The organism is Bacillus sp. ISL-75 (genome assembly GCF_018613095.1).
The window spans coordinates 154105-172138 of record NZ_JAGGQX010000027.1 but is presented as its reverse complement, the minus strand read 5'-3'; the positions used below and the strand labels follow the sequence as shown (position 1 = coordinate 172138).

General features: G+C 39.6%; 15 protein-coding genes. 10 read left to right on the top strand and 5 right to left on the bottom strand.

The window, feature by feature from the left end:
- The first annotated feature begins 361 nt into the window (after nt 1-361).
- From J7E63_RS13320 to J7E63_RS13305, 4 genes are all read left to right on the top strand, one after another.
- Nucleotides 362-535: a hypothetical protein gene (locus J7E63_RS13320; RefSeq protein WP_215012935.1), complete on the top strand. Its 174-nt coding sequence runs from the start codon at nt 362-364 to the stop codon at nt 533-535.
- Nucleotides 536-653: 118 nt separating this feature from the next.
- A complete protein-coding gene (locus J7E63_RS13315) occupies nt 654-1001 on the top strand; it encodes a PadR family transcriptional regulator (protein WP_215012933.1) in 348 nt (115 codons plus the stop codon).
- Entirely contained in the window at nt 982-1617 is a 636-nt protein-coding gene (locus J7E63_RS13310; RefSeq protein ID WP_215012931.1) for a DUF1700 domain-containing protein, read from the top strand. The genes J7E63_RS13315 and J7E63_RS13310 overlap by 20 nt, the downstream gene beginning before the upstream one ends.
- A 70-nt stretch (nt 1618-1687) precedes the next feature.
- Complete coding sequence (locus J7E63_RS13305; RefSeq protein WP_215012929.1) at nt 1688-3148, top strand: DUF4153 domain-containing protein; 1461 nt, start codon at nt 1688-1690, stop codon at nt 3146-3148.
- 179 nt (nt 3149-3327) lie between these two features.
- On the opposite strand, the gene J7E63_RS13300 is transcribed toward J7E63_RS13305, so the two are convergent.
- Entirely contained in the window at nt 3328-4122 is a 795-nt protein-coding gene (locus tag J7E63_RS13300; RefSeq protein WP_215012927.1) for a TIGR00266 family protein, read from the bottom strand.
- 1258 nt (nt 4123-5380) lie between these two features.
- Here J7E63_RS13300 and J7E63_RS13295 point away from each other — a divergent pair.
- The 5 genes from J7E63_RS13295 (at nt 5381) to J7E63_RS13275 (ending at nt 12513) form a co-directional block, all read left to right on the top strand.
- Nucleotides 5381-7129: a SulP family inorganic anion transporter gene (locus J7E63_RS13295; RefSeq protein WP_215012925.1), complete on the top strand. Its 1749-nt coding sequence runs from the start codon at nt 5381-5383 to the stop codon at nt 7127-7129.
- 21 nt (nt 7130-7150) lie between these two features.
- The gene (locus tag J7E63_RS13290; RefSeq protein WP_215012923.1) at nt 7151-7504 is read left to right on the top strand and encodes an ArsR/SmtB family transcription factor; all 354 of its coding nucleotides are present in this window, start codon (nt 7151-7153) and stop codon (nt 7502-7504) included.
- A gap of 329 nt (nt 7505-7833) precedes the next feature.
- Nucleotides 7834-8034, top strand: coding sequence for a cold-shock protein (locus J7E63_RS13285; RefSeq protein ID WP_007083969.1), 201 nt, complete (start codon nt 7834-7836; stop codon nt 8032-8034).
- A gap of 199 nt (nt 8035-8233) precedes the next feature.
- Complete coding sequence (locus J7E63_RS13280) at nt 8234-9379, top strand: exonuclease SbcCD subunit D (protein WP_215012916.1); 1146 nt, start codon at nt 8234-8236, stop codon at nt 9377-9379.
- Nucleotides 9376-12513 (top strand): SbcC/MukB-like Walker B domain-containing protein, encoded by a 3138-nt coding sequence (locus J7E63_RS13275; protein ID WP_215012914.1) that lies wholly within the window; start codon nt 9376-9378, stop codon nt 12511-12513. Before J7E63_RS13280 ends, J7E63_RS13275 begins: the two co-directional genes overlap by 4 nt.
- Nucleotides 12514-12619: 106 nt before the next feature.
- On the opposite strand, the gene J7E63_RS13270 is transcribed toward J7E63_RS13275, so the two are convergent.
- The 4 genes from J7E63_RS13270 to J7E63_RS13255 all read right to left on the bottom strand — a co-directional run bounded on the left by J7E63_RS13270 (nt 12620) and on the right by J7E63_RS13255 (nt 15933).
- Nucleotides 12620-12937, bottom strand: a complete 318-nt coding sequence (locus J7E63_RS13270; protein ID WP_088086802.1) for a putative quinol monooxygenase — start codon at nt 12935-12937, stop codon at nt 12620-12622.
- Between the two features lie 34 nt (nt 12938-12971).
- Nucleotides 12972-14627, bottom strand: a complete 1656-nt coding sequence (locus J7E63_RS13265) for an FAD-binding dehydrogenase (protein WP_215012912.1) — start codon at nt 14625-14627, stop codon at nt 12972-12974.
- 200 nt (nt 14628-14827) lie between these two features.
- The gene (locus tag J7E63_RS13260; RefSeq protein WP_215012911.1) at nt 14828-15274 is read right to left on the bottom strand and encodes a hypothetical protein; all 447 of its coding nucleotides are present in this window, start codon (nt 15272-15274) and stop codon (nt 14828-14830) included.
- A gap of 227 nt (nt 15275-15501) precedes the next feature.
- Nucleotides 15502-15933 (bottom strand): Nramp family divalent metal transporter, encoded by a 432-nt coding sequence (locus J7E63_RS13255; protein ID WP_308161952.1) that lies wholly within the window; start codon nt 15931-15933, stop codon nt 15502-15504.
- Nucleotides 15934-16110: 177 nt separating this feature from the next.
- Here J7E63_RS13255 and selB point away from each other — a divergent pair, with 177 nt between their 5' ends.
- Entirely contained in the window at nt 16111-17994 is a 1884-nt protein-coding gene (selB, locus tag J7E63_RS13250; protein WP_215012909.1) for a selenocysteine-specific translation elongation factor, read from the top strand.
- The last annotated feature ends 40 nt before the right edge of the window (nt 17995-18034 follow it).

Here is an 18034-nt window from a genome sequence, read left to right as displayed (position 1 = left end):
ATAGATTTCACCACTTAATTTTTTATTGTTTGGTTGTGTTAAGAGCAGTGCATCATTGATTTTATAGCTCTGTTGATTTCCGCGGAAGGCACGCAGACTCCTGCGGGAGTACGGGGCAGGGGAGACCCCGCAGGAGCATAGCGACGAGGAGGCTCCCCGGCACGCCCGCGGAAAGCGAAGTGCCTAGAGCGGAAATCAACAGGCCCATTAGCAGGTACAATGAATAATTAAATGCTGAGAATAAAAAATTGCCGAGAAAAATACTCTTTCTCGACAATCTGAACGCTCAAATTGAGCGTTTTTTTCTGTTAAATGGATAAGTTTAAGCAAAATTCAAATACTATTTATCGAGGTGATGAAGATGGGAAAATGGAATGAACAAGCTGCACCCAATAATAATTTGCCACGAAAGACAATCAAGCATGGAGAATTAGTTGGGAACGAAGCAAAACTTGAGTTCTCAGAGGAATTATCTGATGGTGGAGAACGAAATCAAAATATTAAGGTTCTGAGAAATAACGGAAGAGTAAAATAGGGTTAGATTTCAGTAGTGGTGATTAAAAAATTACCACTATTTTTTTATAAGTTCTTTACAATACAATTCCTTTGTTATAGAATTTCTATGTACCTAATATATCTAGGTAGGTGATAAAATGTTTAACCGCGAATTAGTGAAAGGCAGTACTTCCTTAATCCTGCTTCAATTTTTAAACGAACGGGATATGTATGGCTATGAATTAGTGAAAGAGCTTGAACAGCGCAGTGATAATGACTTAAGTGTTAAAGAAGGGACCCTGTATCCGGCACTTCACAAGCTTGAAAAGCAAGAGTACATTGAGTGTTATTGGCAGGAGCAGGAAAAGGGCCCAGCACGAAAATATTACAAGATAACCACGGCTGGAAAGGAATTATTAGGTGAAAAAACACGTGAATGGCAGGACTTTGTTAAAGTGATGAACAAAGTGATAGGGAGATCGAAGCATGGAACGGCCGAAGAATAGGTTTCTTGAACAACTGGCAAAAGGGCTGGGAACCCAATTAGATAAAGAGGAGATTCTCCGTGAATATGCGTCACATATCGATGAAATTCTAATGGAATCGGAATGTCAGGATGAGGATACGGTTTTTGACCTGATTGTATCCCGGCTTGGCAGCCCTATAGAAATTGCACAAGTGTGGAGAGAAGAGTTTTCTGTCACCCCAAGTAATATGAAATGGGTGTTTATCCTCTTAAATGTTCTTTTTTTTGGAGGAGGCAGTTTACTAACCTTGGCTCACAATATCTATCCGTGGGAATGGCTTTCGGTTACATGGAATCACTTAACCTCGATTCCAACCTTAATTGCTGTTTTGTATATGTTTTTTTGGGCCTTGTTAGGATATGAAATCGGAAAGGGATTTGGGCATAATGGAAGAGTGCTCCTTAGAAAAACGTTTTTACTATCGCTTATTCCTAATTTGATATTAATGATCCTAACAGTTTTTCATATTATTCCACATTCTTGGTTCGCCCCGTTATTAACCAAAACATTTATTATAGCTTGTATCATTTTTACCATCATCCTATACCCGGTCAGTTGGATTGGCTATCGATGGGGGAGAAAAGCGTCGATATAAGCAGTTTTTTTTGCTTAACTACCTAGTAAAACTATATATATAGAATTTCTACACAAAAAGAGGGATGAAGATGGAAATGAAAATTACTAAATCTGATTGGATCTTTTTAGTCTTATGTTTATTGCTTGGAATTTTAGGTGAAGAAGCTTTCTTTCGCAGTGAGGTAGGGATCTCCTATTTTGTGTTTATTTCAGCTTTTTACTCGGTGTTTATTTGGCGCTGCCGACGCTTTCAATTTTCCCATCAACGATTGGGTTATCTAATTCTTTGTTGTATTTGGCTGCTGTCAGCCAGTTATTTTTTAAATAATAACGTGCTATTTTATGCCTTAAATATACTGGTGATCCCTGGGTTAGTTATCTTTCATTTAGTGTTAATCACAAGTCCGAAAAATTTTCAATGGAATAAACCCGCGTTTGTTACTTATATATTGACTAGGTTAATCCAAGCACTAAAATATAATGCTAGTTTCGCGGCATTATTTGGAAAGGGCTTTAAACAAGGTGTTAATGAGGACAAATTTTTAATATGGAAAAAAATAATCCTTGGGATAGCGATTTCGCTGCCAATCCTCTTTGTCGTATTGAATTTACTAATTTCGGCAGATTCTCAGTTTGAGCAATTAATTGGCGACATTCCACAATGGTTCCAAGTCATTACTGTTGAACGGATCATGAGACTAATTGTTATGCTAATCTTAACCGCCGCCTTCTTTGGATTTATGCAAATCCTATACAACAGACATATGAACGTAATCAAACAACAACCAAAAGAGCAACGGATTCAGATGGATGGAATTATCGCAATCACGGTTCTTGTCATCATCAATGCCGTTTATCTTTTGTTTACTGTCGTACAATTCAGGTATTTTTTCAGCGGAACATTACAAGCGGATTTTACCTTTGCCGAATATGCTAGAAAAGGATTTTTCGAGCTCTTATTTGTGACACTCATCAATTTATCGATTACGGTAATCGTGTTAACCTTTGTTAATCGTGCAACAAGTTTCATGCGGAGAGCGACGCAAATCATGCTGACCATCCTCGTCCTTTCGAGCTCTGTAATGCTCAGTTCCGCCTTCCTACGGTTGAGCATGTATGAAGATGCGTACGGGTTTACGTTCACTAGGGTGCTGGTGCATTCGTTTATGATTTTCCTAGTCGTCATCTTTACGTATACACTAGTGAAGATTTGGGTGGAGAAGCTGTCGTTATTTCACTTTTATTTTATTACTTCATTAATCTACTATACAGCGATTGCAGTTATTGATTTGGATAAAATCGTCGTGAAAGAAAATATGAACCGTTACGAGACCAGCGGGAAAATTGATGTTCATTACCTTAATAACTTGTCATATAGAGGGGTTTTAGGCTTAATAGACCTTTATGAAAAAGATAAGAATATACCTGAACTAAAAACAATATTACTAGAGCGAAAACAGGAAGCACTTGCTGAAAGCTTGCCGTGGCAATCGTATAATCTAAAACGAGAGCAGGCATTCTCTGAACTTAAAAAGTTGGATATAAAATAGTAAAAAGGAGACGATTCGGAAAAAAGCCCGAATCGTTTTTTATTACTAATAGGGAAGGAGGGGGATTCTAAGCTTCAATCCCATCCCTCTAATAAATTTGAGTTTGTTCAAAAACTATAGCTTGGGTAAATTAGTAGCTAGACATTAAAAAAGCGGGATCAATTGATCCCGCCCACATATCAGTCACCATTAAACATATCAAAAATTCCTCTTGCGATACTGCCTTCGTCTTTCGCCCCGCCACGTGAAGGTGCCGCAGCAAAAACACGGCTTGCCAGACGGCTAAATGGCAAGGATTGAATCCAAACGGAACCAGGACCGCGGAGTGTGGCAAAAAACAAGCCTTCTCCGCCAAACAAGGCTGTTTTAACGCCTTTTACAAATTCGATATCATAATTTACACTACTTGTCATCGCCACTAAACAGCCTGTATCCACGCGCAGTGACTGGCCTGGCAAAAGGTCTTTTTTTATAATCGTTCCACCTGCATGAACAAAAGCGAGCCCATCTCCTTCTAACTTTTGCATAATAAATCCTTCGCCGCCAAAGAAGCCGGCACCAATTTTTCGTTGGAATTCAATCCCGACCTGAACCCCTTTAGCCGCAGCAAGAAATGCGTCCTTTTGGCAGATAATTTTTCCTCCCAACTGGCTTAAGTCCATCGGAATAATTTTACCAGGGTAAGGAGAAGCAAACGACACCCGTTTTTTGCCGATGCCGTTATTGGTAAAGGCAGTCATGAACAAGCTTTCACCGGTAAGTACCCTTTTACCAGCACCGAACAGCTTACCCATAAGTCCGCTTCCGGCACTAGTGCCGCTGCCATCACCAAAAATAGTCTCCATATGTATGTCATCTTCCATCATCATAAAGCTTCCTGCTTCAGCTACAACTGTCTCTTGTGGATCGAGCTCTACTTCAACAAACTGCATGTCGTCACCATAGATTTTATAATCAATTTCGTGGTTATTCATACTTTTCCCTCCACTTTTTATAATGGCAAATCTATATATATTATAAAAAAATTAGGAAAAAAGTGCTAATTTTAACATAATAAAAATAAAAAGACGCCTGTTTTCACAGACGTCTTTCAATATTGTCGAGAAATGGTCATTTTCTTGGCATTTTTTATTTTTTCTGAATCTAAACTTCTGATCTTTATTAATTGATGGTACCTGCTAATTGGCCTGTTGATTTCCGCTCCGGGCACTCGCTTTCCGCGGGGAGGTCCGGGAGCCTCCTCGGCGCTGGCCTGCGGGGTCTCCCGTGACCTCTATATCCCGCTGGAGTCGAGTACCCTCCGCTCCAATCAACAGGGAGTCAAATTAATCTAAAGTATTGCAACATACTATTTCTATCCCTACTAAATCTTCTGGTATAAGTTCTTCAATAGACACATATTCATATTCACTTTGGCTAAACTCATTTTGCTTAAACATTGATTTCACACTTATTCTTAATATTTTTTGATGTTTTCGAAAATAATGTTGTTATATATCATTGAGCAGATAATTAAATGGATATTTTGGGTAAAATTACACTTAAACATTAGAACATTCATGATATATTAATTGTTTTTTCTCTTCAATGAGCGAATTTTAGAGTTTTATGAGCGAATATTTCGTTTCAATGAGCGAATCTCTTGTTTTATGAGCGAATTTAAAAAGCAACATTCTTTTAAAAAGATCATATTTTTTATATGAGTTGAAGAGCTTAAATTGAATAATACACCGTTGATTGGAGCGGAAGGCGCGAAGACTCATACGGGAGTACGGGGCAGGGGAGACCCCGCAGGCGCTTTAGCGCCGAGGAGGCTCCCCGGCACGCCCGTGGAAAGCGAAGCGACTGGAGCGCAAATCAAAGGACTAATTAAAAGTCCTATATATTTATTATTATAAAAAATTAACGAAGCAAATTATTAAAGAAAGGAATAAAATAAAAGGCTATCGAAAGTTTTTCGACAGCATAAAAAGACGCCTGTTTACACAGACGTCTTTTGCGTATTGAGGCGAAAAACCACACTCCACATAGTGTGCTCCAAAAAGGAATGTTTCTCGACTTACACAACTCAGCTCATCGCTTTGCTATTGTAACATGTCCTTGTGAATCAAACAAGTAGTTTTATTAAATATAAATTTTCTTTTTTTAAAACAAAATGCTTGCTATGTAAGTTGAATTACCATATATTCAAATAATCAGATATACAAAAATAAGAAGATAAGAAGGGTTTATATGTTTATTGACAAAAGATTCCATAATTATTCCTTAAGGAGTGTACCAAAGGATCTCCTTTCAGGATTGATTGTCGGGGTAATCGCAATTCCACTTGGGATGGCTTTTGCTATTGCTTCAGGAGTGAAGCCAGAATATGGAATCTATACGACGATTGTTGCAGGGATTCTTATCTCCTTATTTGGCGGATCGAAGTATCAAATAGGCGGACCAACTGGAGCGTTTATTCCCATTTTATTTGGAATTGTGATGACATACGGCTATGATAACCTCCTCGTCGCCGGACTTATGGCCGGTATTATTCTGCTATTAATGGGAGTATTTAAACTTGGATCACTAATTAAATATATTCCTAGACCAGTAACCATTGGGTTCACAACAGGGATAGCAGTGACTATATTTATTGGGCAGGTTGCTAGTTTCTTAGGTTTAGTGGGAATTAAGAAACACGAGGAATTTATTAAAAATGTCCAAGAAATTTTTGTTCATTTAGATACAATAAATATTTTCAGTATTCTAACGGCAGCCATTTGTTTAGTAACCGTCATTGTAACACCAAAGGTTGCACCAAAAGTTCCAGGCCCGCTGATTGGCTTAGTGGTTTCCTCGGTCATTGCAACCATATTTTACCCAAGTCAAATTGTGACGATTGGAACCGCTTATGGTCAAATCCCAAGCACATTACCCGAACTTCATATTCCTAACATGAATTTAGAAATGATTATCAGGCTAATAAAACCTGCATTCATTATTGCAATGTTAGGCGGTATTGAATCATTGTTATCGGCAGTGGTGGCTGATGGAATGACCAATAGCAGGCACAACAGCAATAAAGAATTAATCGGACAAGGAATTGCCAATATGATTACGCCGTTATTTGGCGGAATTCCAGCAACAGGTGCGATTGCTCGGACTGCGACAAATATTAAAAATGGAGCGATTTCGCCGTTTTCTGGCATTATCCATGGGTTTGTTGTCTTGCTAGTCTTGCTATTTTTTGCACCATATGCATCGTATATTCCATTAGCAAGTATGGCGCCAATCTTGATGGTCGTTGCTTGGAATATGAGTGAAAGAAAAGTATTTTCACATATTTTAAAAACAAAATCCACGGATTCACTTGTCTTAACGGTTACGTTTTTATTAACCGTTTTTGTAAATTTGACAATGGCTGTTGAGGTTGGCTTAGTGATGTCTGCCATTCTTTTTGCAAAAAGAATGAGTGATGTAATGGTTACGGCTAAAGCATTGCCAAACCGAAAACATAAACACGAAAAGGTAGAGACAGGAATTGTCTCTGACACAAATGATTGTCCACAAATTAGTATATTTAATGTGGAGGGTCCGTTATTTTTCGGTGCCGCTGATACGTTTGAAAAAACGATCATGAGCACGATAAATTATCGACCTAAAATCCTATTGTTGCGAATGAGTAAGGTGCCTTTAATGGATACAACCGGAGAAGCAACTTTATCAAGTATTGTTCGTCATTTTTCTAAAAATGGTATAGTTATGATATCGGGGTTAAATCCGCAGCCGGAAAATGTCTTGAAAAAGACTGGATTATATCAAATAATCGGCGAGGAACATTTTTTTGAACATACTGGTGAAGCCATCCAATATGCACTTGAGCATATTAACAAAAATAAGTGCCTAGGCTGTAAGCATTACGCATTTAGAGAATGCAAAAAGCTATCAGCTGCGGATACAGTAGAAGGAAGCAGAGCAAAACTTACTGCTACTTTCTAAAAATGCATAGGAGTGGACAATTTGAATCTTGAAATGCAACAATTTAAGGCGGAATTTTTCAAAGCATTAGCGCATCCCTTGAGAATCCGCATTTTAGAACTTCTTGCCGAAGGGGATAAGAATGTAAATGAAATTCAAACCCTTGTTGGCAGTGAAGGCTCGGCAGTTTCACAGCAGTTAACTATTCTAAGAGCGAAGAATATTGTGTCTGGAACGAAAGAGGGCAATAAAGTTATCTACACTTTGAAGGATCCGATGATCATCGAATTGTTAGCCGTTGCAAGGCACATATTTAACAATCATCTCGTGGATACGATCACAATACTAGACAAGTTTAAAGAAGACGAGGAAGAACCTGCAATACCGAAGAATTAATTTTCTTCGGTAATTTTTTTCTTATAATCTTTCGATTTGAATGGAATGGTCCCTATTGAAGAGATGTCGATTTGACTCGAAATTTCCGCAGAAAATAAGGGGGAAATGTAGAAGTATGTAGGTTTATCTTGCTCTGTCCTTTATTGACATTTAGACTATTAGAATGCTAAAATTTAATCAGCCGTTGCACGAGATTAGATTTATATTACAAGCTTGTTCAAAGTTTTAACCGATGTTTGGATGAGGAAATGAAGGTAAAGCTATCACGTTGTAATTTGGTGAATTTACACATGGCTTAAGTGTATAAGCCAATAGGAGGATTTTTTTTCATGAAAAACGGTAAAGTAAAATGGTTTAACTCAGAAAAAGGTTTTGGTTTCATCGAAGCTGAAGACGGTAACGACGTATTCGTTCATTATTCTGCAATCCAAACAGAAGGTTTCAAAACTTTAGAAGAAGGTCAAGAAGTATCTTTCGAAGTAGTTGAAGGAGCTCGTGGACCACAAGCTGCTAACGTAACTAAAAAATAATATTGTAATCTACTATAACAGCCCGGTACTTTAGTTCCGGGCTGTTTTTTGCATTTTTATAGATTCCCTTCAAATATCCTCTAGTATAAAATACCCATTGTTCCAGTAATCTGCTAGCATTTCCAAGCTCATATCTGAAAGTATTTTGTTATAATAGTAGTATTGGGAAAGATGCAGATTAAAAAATTGGGGTGAGCAGATGAAATTTATCCATACAGCTGATTGGCATTTAGGAAAATTAGTCCATGGGGTCTATATGACAGAGAATCAACGCGAAGTACTAGAGCAATTTGTGGCCATTGTTGATGAAGAAAAGCCCGATGCCGTTGTCATCGCAGGAGACTTATATGATCGCTCGGTACCACCAACCGATGCCGTGGAATTACTTGATGAAATGCTTTTTAAAATAAATGTTGAATTGAAAACACCGGTTGTCGCCATTGCAGGGAACCACGATAGTGCAGAGAGACTTTCCTTTGGCAGTTCATGGTATAAGCACAGCCAATTTTATCTTTCAGGAAAATTATCAACAAGCTTCACTCCTGTGCAAATAAACGGAGTAAACTTCTATCTTGTTCCTTATGCAGAGCCAGGGATGGTCCGTCAACTTCTCCAGGATGATTCGATCCATTCCCATCAAGACGCGATGAAAGCACTGATTGGAAAAATGGAGGAACACCTTAATCCAAACGAGCCAAATGTTTTGGTTGGACATGCCTTTGTTTTAGGTGGACAAACCTCGGATTCTGAACGAGTCCTATCCGTAGGCGGCTCAGGTTGTGTTGGAGCTGAATTGTTCGAACCGTTTTCCTACACCGCACTGGGTCACTTACACAGTCCTGAGGCAATTAACCATCACAAAGTGAAATATTCTGGTTCCCTCTTAAAATATTCCTTCTCTGAAGCAAAACAAAGAAAGTCGATCTCCATTATTGAAATGGATGAAAAAGGTAACTTTACACATCGTTATCGATCGCTTAAACCCAAACATGATATGCGTGAACTAGAAGGACATCTTGAAGAATTACTTGATCCTTATTTTTATGAAAAAGAAACCGTCCATGATTATTTGAAAATCACTCTCCTTGATGAAGGTGCTTTAATCGATCCGATTAATAAGTTACGTCAAGTGTATCCGAACGTGCTCCATCTTGAAAGAAAACTGGATATTACCGATTTAAAGAAGAAACAATCTTTCACGTCAATTCGAAGTGAAAAAAAGTCAGAACTTGATTTGTTTGAACAATTTTACTCAGAAATGACAACCTCGGAATTTTCGCTGGATAAAAAAGAGGCAATGACTGAGGTTATTGAAAAAGTGCTTAGGGAAGAGGGATTGAAATGAAACCTTTAAAACTGACGATGCAAGCTTTCGGCCCTTATGCAGGAAATGAAGAAATCGACTTTACCGCCCTGGGTAATCGTACGATGTTTGTCATTTCTGGTAAAACTGGTTCCGGGAAAACAACCATTTTTGATGCAATTAGTTATGCGATTTATGGAAAAGCGAGTGGAGAAGACCGAAATGGTCCCGAACTTCGCAGCCAGTTTGCCAAAGATGAGGTATTAACCGAAGTTTCACTTGATTTTTCCCTTCGTAACAAAGCGTACTCGATTACAAGGTCACCGCAGCAGTTGAAGAAGAAAGAAAAAGGTGATGGCTATACACAAATAGGTGCCAAAGCTGAGTTATATATGTGGACAGAAAATGGCGAGAAGAAGCTGCTGGCTTCTAAAATCAATGATGTTGAGGAAAAGATTAAGGAAATTATGCTTATTGATGCAAATCAATTCCGGCAAATATTAATGATTCCGCAGGGCGAATTCCGTAAACTCCTTACCTCAGATAGTAAGGATAAAGAAGTGATTCTGCAGCGCCTGTTCCATACCCAGTTATATAAAATGGTAGAAGATAAGTTAAAGGAAGAAGCAACGGAATTAAAAAGGACTGTTGAAGACCAGGTACAATCAAGAAATGAAGCAATTCGACGCATTCATTCGGTAACAAATGAAGAGCTTCGTGGGTATCTGGATGCGGATTCTGTAAATGACACGATCATTATGCCGCTTTTACAAGCAGAAATTGCCGGCATGGGTGTAGAGTTGGAACAACTGAACCACCAATTAAAAGGAAAGGTACAGGAACAGGACAAACTTAAGGGGCAGCTTTTTGAAGCAGAAGCGATCTTAAAACAACTGCAAATGAAAGAGGAATTAAAGGGGCAAAAGGACAGCCTAGTTTCTCAAGAAGAAGTATTTATTGAAAAAGAAAAGCAGGTTCAACTTGCACAAAAGGCTGCCCTTTTAGCAAAGCAGGAGGAACTGTGCCACCGTTTAAAACGCGAAGTTGATCAACTCGAGGGAAATTTGAAGTCGATTCAGATGGAAATGGAAAAATTGGATGGACTTTTAAAACAGCATGAGCAACAGCTGCTACGGGAGCTTGAACGTGAGGGTGAGCGCCAGACGGCCCTTGATGAGCTGAATCGATTAATAAATATGAAAGAGGATGTCTATTCGTTTGCCGCATTGCTTAAAGAAACGCAAAACAAGGATACTGAACTAAAAACTGCGAAAGAAAAGCATATGCAGTCCGAACAACTTCTTGAACAACTAGTAGGACAAATAGGATTCCTTAATCGGCAGAAGGAAGAAGTTGAAAAAGGAAAGCTGACTTATTTAGAAAATGAGGGAAGAATTGAAAAAATAAAGGCTGAACTTGACCGTTATGAAAAATATGAAACTCTGCTCGGAAAACATCAAGAGGCTGAACAAAATCTAAAGGCGATCACCGCCCGTTATGAAAATACGACGGCTAGATTTGCTGATGCCAGAGCAATGGTTGAAAATTTAGAGAGAAAATGGATGCACGGGCAGGCAGCAATATTAGCAGCAGGGCTTCAATTAGGTCAAGGCTGTCCTGTATGCGGTTCGGAGCATCATCCATCACCAGCAATCCAACACGATGACAGTATTCCTACTGAAGAGGAAATGAAGGCAGCTAAGGTTCAATCTGCCAAATGGGAAAAAGAAAAGTCAGCAGATGAAGCTGCTTTTTACCAAAGACAGTCAGCTGAGGCAGCACAAAGGGCAGCTGTAACTGAAATATTGCAAGAAATACGTACGTATCGGCCAGATTTTACAGAATCTGATTTACCTCATGCAAAAATTGAGGCTCTTACCGCAAGGAACCAGCTTGTTCAGATTCAAGGAAATCTTGCTGAACAGATTAAACAGCTTGATAAGGTTAGGTTGGAAATAGAAAAAAGAGAAACTGAAAAAATTAATGTACAAAACACCATCCATCAGGTTTCCGCTCAAATGAATGAGTTAACGGTACAATTCACCGAAAAGAAGACCAATCTTTCACGGATGATGAAAGTCATTCCCGAAAATCTTCGCTCGGAAGCGGAATACGAAAAGGCTGTCTCTGTCTCCCGGAACCGCCAAGAAATACTAATTAAACAGCTCGAAGAAGCACAGCAGCGCTTCCAGTCAGTGAAAGAAAAACTTTCCAATGAAACGGCAAGATTACTAGATGCAGAGAAACACTATGCAAGTAAACACAAAGAGCTCGAAACGGAAAGGGAAATCTTTATTAACAAACTTTCAGAGCAGGGCTTTGAAAAATACGGTATGTATGCTGCTTCCAAACGGACAGAAGGAGAGATTCGCAGCCTTGAAGCAGAAATCCGCAGCTACCGTGAAGAATTACGCTCGGTTTCTGACCGTTTGAAAGAACTTACTGAACTGTTAATCGACGTGAAAACACCTGATGTTGAGGGATTAAAGCTCGAGTTAGTAAAAATTACTAGCGAAATCGAGGCACTTAATCATCAAAGAACAAATTTATTTGTTAAAAAGAGGGACAACGAAGAAATTTACAGCCGGGTGGAAAGCTTGAATGAACAGATGAAGGTTCTCGAAGAACGGTACAAGTTAATTGGTCATCTTTATGAAATTGCTAAGGGTCAAAATAACTTCCGAATTACCTTTGAACGGTATGTGCTGGCGGCTTTTCTTGATGATATTTTACGAGAAGCCAACAGTCGCTTACGAAAAATGACCTCTGGCCGTTTTCAATTGCTGAGAAAAACCGATCGATCCAAAGGTAATACGCAAAGCGGTTTGGAATTGCTCGTGTTTGACCAGTATACGGGCCAGGAACGGCATGTCAAAACATTATCGGGTGGGGAAAGCTTTAAAGCTTCTTTATCTCTGGCACTAGGACTGGCAGATGTAGTTCAAAATTATGCCGGCGGGGTATCGCTAGAAACGATGTTCATCGATGAAGGCTTTGGTACGCTGGATCCTGAGTCCCTGGATCAGGCAATTGAAGCATTAATGGATATTCAGAGCAGCGGCCGCTTGGTTGGAATTATCTCGCACGTTCCAGAACTAAAAGAACGAATTGATGTCAGACTAGAGGTCATGGCAGACCAGACGGGCAGCAGAACGGAATTTATGTTTACTAATTAATGCATTGGTAGCCTTCCATGGCCAAGTTGAAAAGCAGTGTGATTTTAATGGCTTGAAATCACACTGCTTTTTGTGTTTTTCTATGAACTTTAAAAATATCCATAACTCATAAAGGCTTAAAATTAGGAAACCGTTCTTGAGCTTCAGCAAGTGTTGAAAGGCTAGTTAATTCTGCTAAGGAACCAATTTTATCCCAAACGGCCATGACTGCAGCCGATTGATGTGCTTTTTCAATTGCTTCCGTTGACACCCATTCAGCGATCTCGATAATCGTCCCATCCTCTGCTTGAAGAGTTAGTAAATCCCTGTTAGTAATTAAATTTTCCTCTCTTAATGTTGGGATATGTACTTTAAGAACTTCTTTCAATTCCTCTGCATTTCCTGGTTTTGGACGATATAGTGCCATAAAAACTAATGATGACATATTTTCACCTCCTTTAATAAAATTCTCATCGTAATTATGATAATTCTTTAGCGATTGCACGTCCAGCCTGTCTACCTGTAAACAAACATCCGCCGACGAATGTTCCTTCCAACGAGCGGTAGCCGTGAATTCCACCTCCGCCAAACCCTGAAACCTCTCCAGCTGCGTATAGTCCTGGAACAGGAATTCCTGATGCATCAAGGACTCTCCCTGATAAATCAGTCTGTAGTCCGCCCAGCGTTTTTCGACTGACAATATTTAAACGAACCGCGATTAATGGGCCCATCTTTGGATCGAGAATTCTATGTGGGGATGCGACTCTTATCAGTTTGTCACCAAGATAATTTCGGGCTCCACGCATAGCGGTAATTTGCAGATCCTTTGTAAATTTATTTTCTATCTCCCGGTCTCGAGCTAGAACCTGCCTTTCAATTTCGGTAAAATTTAGTAAGTTATCACCTGTAAGTTGATTCATTCCATCAACAAGTTCCGGAAGGGTATTCGCAATAACAAAATCCTCGCCCTTATCCATGAAGGCTTTTACCGGTGCAGTGGGCCCGGGAAGAATACGGGCTAATACTTTTTTTATACTTTTTCCTGTCAAATCAGGATTTTGTTCAGACCCTGATAAGGCAAACTCTTTTTCAATAATCTTCTGAGTTAAAATGAACCATGAGTAGTCGTAGCCGGACTTCATAATCGCTTCAAGGGTTCCCAAGGTATCAAATCCGGGAAAGTTTGGCGCAGGAAAACGCTTACCTTTTGCATCGAGCCAAAGCGAGGATGGACCAGGGAGGATACGGATACCATGCATCGGCCAAACGGGGTCCCAGTTCTTAATTCCTTCGGTATAGTGCCACATCCGGTCGCGATTGACGATACGTCCGCCGGCTTTCTCCGTTATTCCAAGCATTCTACCGTCCACATGTTCCGGTACTCCGGAAATCATATTTTTAGGCGCATCGCCGAGCCGCTCAGGCCAATTTTTCCTAATAAGCTCATGGTTTCCACCAATACCGCCGCTTGTCACCACTACTACGGATGAATGAAACTCAAAATCTCCAATCACCTCACGGGAACTGGCTTCACCCCGTGATGAGGAACTTGGTACAAGTACGTCTCCCCCGACACCTCTTACGGCACCATTTTCCTTTATTAATTCATTCACTCGATGGCGAGGGCGATAATCGACAAGACCTTTCTCCATTGCCTGTCTGACTCTAGCCTCAAATGGCTTAACGAGGCCGGGACCGGTTCCCCATACAATATGAAAGCGGGGCACTGAATTTCCATGACCTTCAGCAGTATATCCGCCACGCTCTGCCCACCCGACAACAGGGAAAAAACGAACGCCCATCCCTGATAGCCATTCACGTTTTTCACCTGCGGCGAAAACAACATAGGCTTCTGCCCACTTTTTCCCCCAATAATCCTCATCTTCTTCTCTATCAAACCCTGCTGCCCCTAACCAGTCCTGCCAGGCAAGTTCCCGTGAATCCTTGATGCCCATTCTTCTTTGTTCGGGTGAATCGATTAGAAATAGACCTCCAAATGACCACCAAGCCTGTCCACCGATAGATGCTTCGGGTTCTTGGTCTAATAGCAGCACTTTTGTTCCAGCTTCAGCCAGTTCAGCCGTAGCCACTAAACCAGCTAAACCTGCACCAACCACGATCACGTCAAATTTCAAATGAATCCCCCCGGGTTAATTAAAAGTACTTATCTATTGTGTTGTTTTATTTTCTGAAAAATCAATATAATTCAGTATAACATAACTTACATAGGATTTTGGAGGTAGAATCCATTGTCGAATTGAAAGATCAAAAGAAGAGGATGAGAAAATGATTCATCTGGCTCATCCTCTTCTTATCATTATTAATGACGTATCTGTCATTTTTTGGATTTTTCCTTTTCAATTTTTACTCCATAACTAATACTTTTAATGTGGGACATTGAAAGGCGCACAATTTCCCCATTATTGATTAAAAAAACAAAATCTTTATTTACCTCACAGAGTACTCCCTCTAACTTCTCAGGACCGCCACGATTAATTTGTATCCATTTTAATTTCAATGTGTCAAGAAGGTCTTGGAAATTAGCAGCTTTTTTAAACTTGAAATCTTTTGGAACTTTAATGTTGAATTCCATCTGCTCCTTCATATTATCTGTAAAACTTTTAATATGAGATGTATTGTAGTAAACGAGCCCATCTTCTTCCGTGAGAAGGACGATAAGATTGTCACTTGCATCCAGTAACATCCCAATTCTAGATTCTGGTCCACCTCGATTAATTCTGATTACTTTACCTATAAAACATTTCATGATGTCTTTATTCATAAAAAATTTTCCCCCTTAAAATAATTAATTATATTTATACTGCATCTATATGTATCACGGAATGATGTTGTCCTAATAAATTAGCCTGTTTATTAATAACTAAGGAGAAAATAGGTAATTAAAATGATCCCTTTTTAAACTTAAAAAAATGACGTGTGCAAATGCACACGTCAATATATTTTATTGTTTAACACCTATGGGATCTAACGTCACTATTAATCCATAAATTAGCCCAAAAACGTCTGAACGACCAGCCAAATATTTAATCCCATTATGATAATCGCAAATTGAGTGGAAGCAATGGTTGTGATTCGTTTATTCGTTAACACACCCATGAACTCTTTTTTTTGCGTAAAGTAGATTAAAGCAATTATCGGAAATGGTAACACAATGCTTAGAACGACTTGGCTGATAACAAGTGTTCGCGTCGGGTCAACCCCCATGGCAACAATGATGACTGTTGGGAGCATAGTTACTTGACGGCGGACCCAAATTGGAATGGTAAAGCCTACAAATCCCTGCATGATAACTTGGCCGGCCATTGTACCGACCACAGAACTTGATAGTCCTGAGGCGAGTAAGGAAATCAAAAATACACTAGCTGCAGCAGAGCCGAGAAGCGGTGTTAGCGTATGGTAGGCTGATTGGATGTCGGCAATCTGACTGTTTTGAATTTCTGGTTTTTGTTATTTTAGTGAGTTTTTTTCAAGGAAACTCCTGAGTTCCTTTAAATTTTTTGATTGAAAGATTAGAGTAGATGTCGCAAAATCTACTCTTGAACAATAGAGCTATAAAGGCTAGAGTAGAATGGAAGAACGATAAAGTAGGTGGCAAATATGGAAAAAAGGTATTTTACGATTGGTATGGCAGGGCATATAGATCATGGGAAAACGTCGTTAACGAAAGCGTTAACTAATGTAGATACAGATCGTTTAAAAGAAGAAAAGGAACGTCAAATTTCAATTGAACTCGGATTTGCGCCTTTATATGAAGATAATGAAATTCAAATTTCTGTAATAGATGTTCCAGGACATGAACGGTTTATCAGGCAGATGATAGCTGGTGTAGCTGGGATAGATCTAGTAGTACTTGTGGTTGCAGCAGACGAAGGTGTTATGCCGCAAACGAGGGAGCACTTGGATATCTTGAAATTTTTAGGAGTTAAAAATGGTTTGATCGCTATTTCAAAAATTGACCGGGTAGAAGAAGAATTTATCGAGCTAGTGAAAGATGATATTTTAGAGGAACTTTCTGGGACCGTCTTTGAGGCTGCACCGTTTGTTTTAGTAGACAGTCTTTCCAAAAAAGGGATCGAAGAAATTAAAGAATTAATCATCAAAATGTTAAAAGAACAAGAAATGCGAGATGCAAAAGGGGCCTTCCGTCTGCCGATTGATCAAGTATTCACGGTTAAGGGTCAGGGGACTGTTGTTCGAGGTACTGTTTATGAAGGAACGGTCGAAGAGGGACAAACACTTAAGATTATGCCAAGAGGTATTGAGGTAAGAGCGCGGCAGATTCAAGTACATCATAATCCGGCCGAGAAGGCCTATGCTGGACAACGGACGGCGATTAACCTTTCAAGTGTTTCAAAGGAAGAGGTAGAACGGGGAGATGTGCTTGTATCGTCTGAACATTTCCTAGTTACGAAGACTTTGGATGTTGCTCTTCGTGTGGTTGAGGACCTAGAGCATATGGTTAAACAGCGGATGCCAATTAAGCTTCATCTTGGAACAGCTGAGGTAATGGGGCGGATTGTCTTTTTTGACCGCAATGAAATCAAGGAAGAAAATGGTGAAATCCTTTGCCAACTGAGGCTTGAGGATGAAATTCTTACAAAACGAGGTGACCGCTTTATTCTACGCAGGCCAAGCCCGCAAGAGACGATTGGCGGCGGTTGGGTGATTGACCCACGCGGAGATAGATACCGGTTCGGCAATCAAACTATCGATGATCTTGAAAAGAAAAAAGTCGGCACACCGAAGGAGCGAATTACTGCTGCTTTAATGGAAGCGAAAAGTTTGCCCCTACATGAGTTGATCAAACGAACTTCCCTAGATGAAGCTACCTTAATTGAGCACTTATCGGAAGCAGAATTTATTTTATATGATGGAAAAGAATATACACTCCAGCAGTTGATTGATTCGATAGAGGAAGATATCTTTGATAGATTGCAGGATTATCATCAACTTCACTCGATGAAGATTGGCATCAATAAAGCAGAGCTTTTGCAAACGATGCAAAAAAGATTTCCTAAATCACTGCTAGATTATGTGGTGGAAAATGGTATGACAAATCATATTTTTAACAGAAAAGGACAGTTTGTTTCGTTGGCAAGTTTTGTACCACATGTACCAAAAAACTGGGCGAAGCGGACTGAAAATCTAATTAATGGATTACAGAGGGATGGATTAAAGGTTCGTAACCTAAAGGAATATTTTTCTGATGCCGGTATTCCTGACAATCTTGAAGCTGATTTACGACGCTTTCTTGAAGAGGAAGAACTACTTATCCAGTTGGATGTACAGTTTGCTTATCATGGGGAAGTATTTAAACAAGCCGTGGATAAACTGCGCAGCCATACAGGTTCTGAATTTGAGGTCGGGGATGCCAAAGATGTTCTTGAACTGTCACGAAAATACATGATTCCGTTTTTAGAAAAACTAGATGCATTAGGAATTACAAAGCGTACGGAAAATAAGCGAGTTTGGAAAAAATAGCCAAAGAGCCTCAATCCTTGGATGGGAAAGAGGCTTTTTT

Excerpts from the sequence above, each read along its gene's own strand:
- J7E63_RS13320 (WP_215012935.1), top strand. The coding sequence starts at position 362 with ATGGGAAAATGGAATGAACAAGCTGCACCCAATAATAATTTGCCACGA.
- J7E63_RS13315 (WP_215012933.1), top strand. The coding sequence starts at position 654 with ATGTTTAACCGCGAATTAGTGAAAGGCAGTACTTCCTTAATCCTGCTT.
- J7E63_RS13310 (WP_215012931.1), top strand. The coding sequence starts at position 982 with ATGGAACGGCCGAAGAATAGGTTTCTTGAACAACTGGCAAAAGGGCTG.
- J7E63_RS13305 (WP_215012929.1), top strand. The coding sequence starts at position 1,688 with ATGGAAATGAAAATTACTAAATCTGATTGGATCTTTTTAGTCTTATGT.
- J7E63_RS13300 (WP_215012927.1), bottom strand. The coding sequence starts at position 4,122 with ATGAATAACCACGAAATTGATTATAAAATCTATGGTGACGACATGCAG.
- J7E63_RS13295 (WP_215012925.1), top strand. The coding sequence starts at position 5,381 with ATGTTTATTGACAAAAGATTCCATAATTATTCCTTAAGGAGTGTACCA.
- J7E63_RS13285 (WP_007083969.1), top strand. The coding sequence starts at position 7,834 with ATGAAAAACGGTAAAGTAAAATGGTTTAACTCAGAAAAAGGTTTTGGT.
- J7E63_RS13280 (WP_215012916.1), top strand. The coding sequence starts at position 8,234 with ATGAAATTTATCCATACAGCTGATTGGCATTTAGGAAAATTAGTCCAT.
- J7E63_RS13275 (WP_215012914.1), top strand. The coding sequence starts at position 9,376 with ATGAAACCTTTAAAACTGACGATGCAAGCTTTCGGCCCTTATGCAGGA.
- J7E63_RS13270 (WP_088086802.1), bottom strand. The coding sequence starts at position 12,937 with ATGTCATCATTAGTTTTTATGGCACTATATCGTCCAAAACCAGGAAAT.
- J7E63_RS13260 (WP_215012911.1), bottom strand. The coding sequence starts at position 15,274 with ATGAATAAAGACATCATGAAATGTTTTATAGGTAAAGTAATCAGAATT.
- selB (WP_215012909.1), top strand. The coding sequence starts at position 16,111 with ATGGAAAAAAGGTATTTTACGATTGGTATGGCAGGGCATATAGATCAT.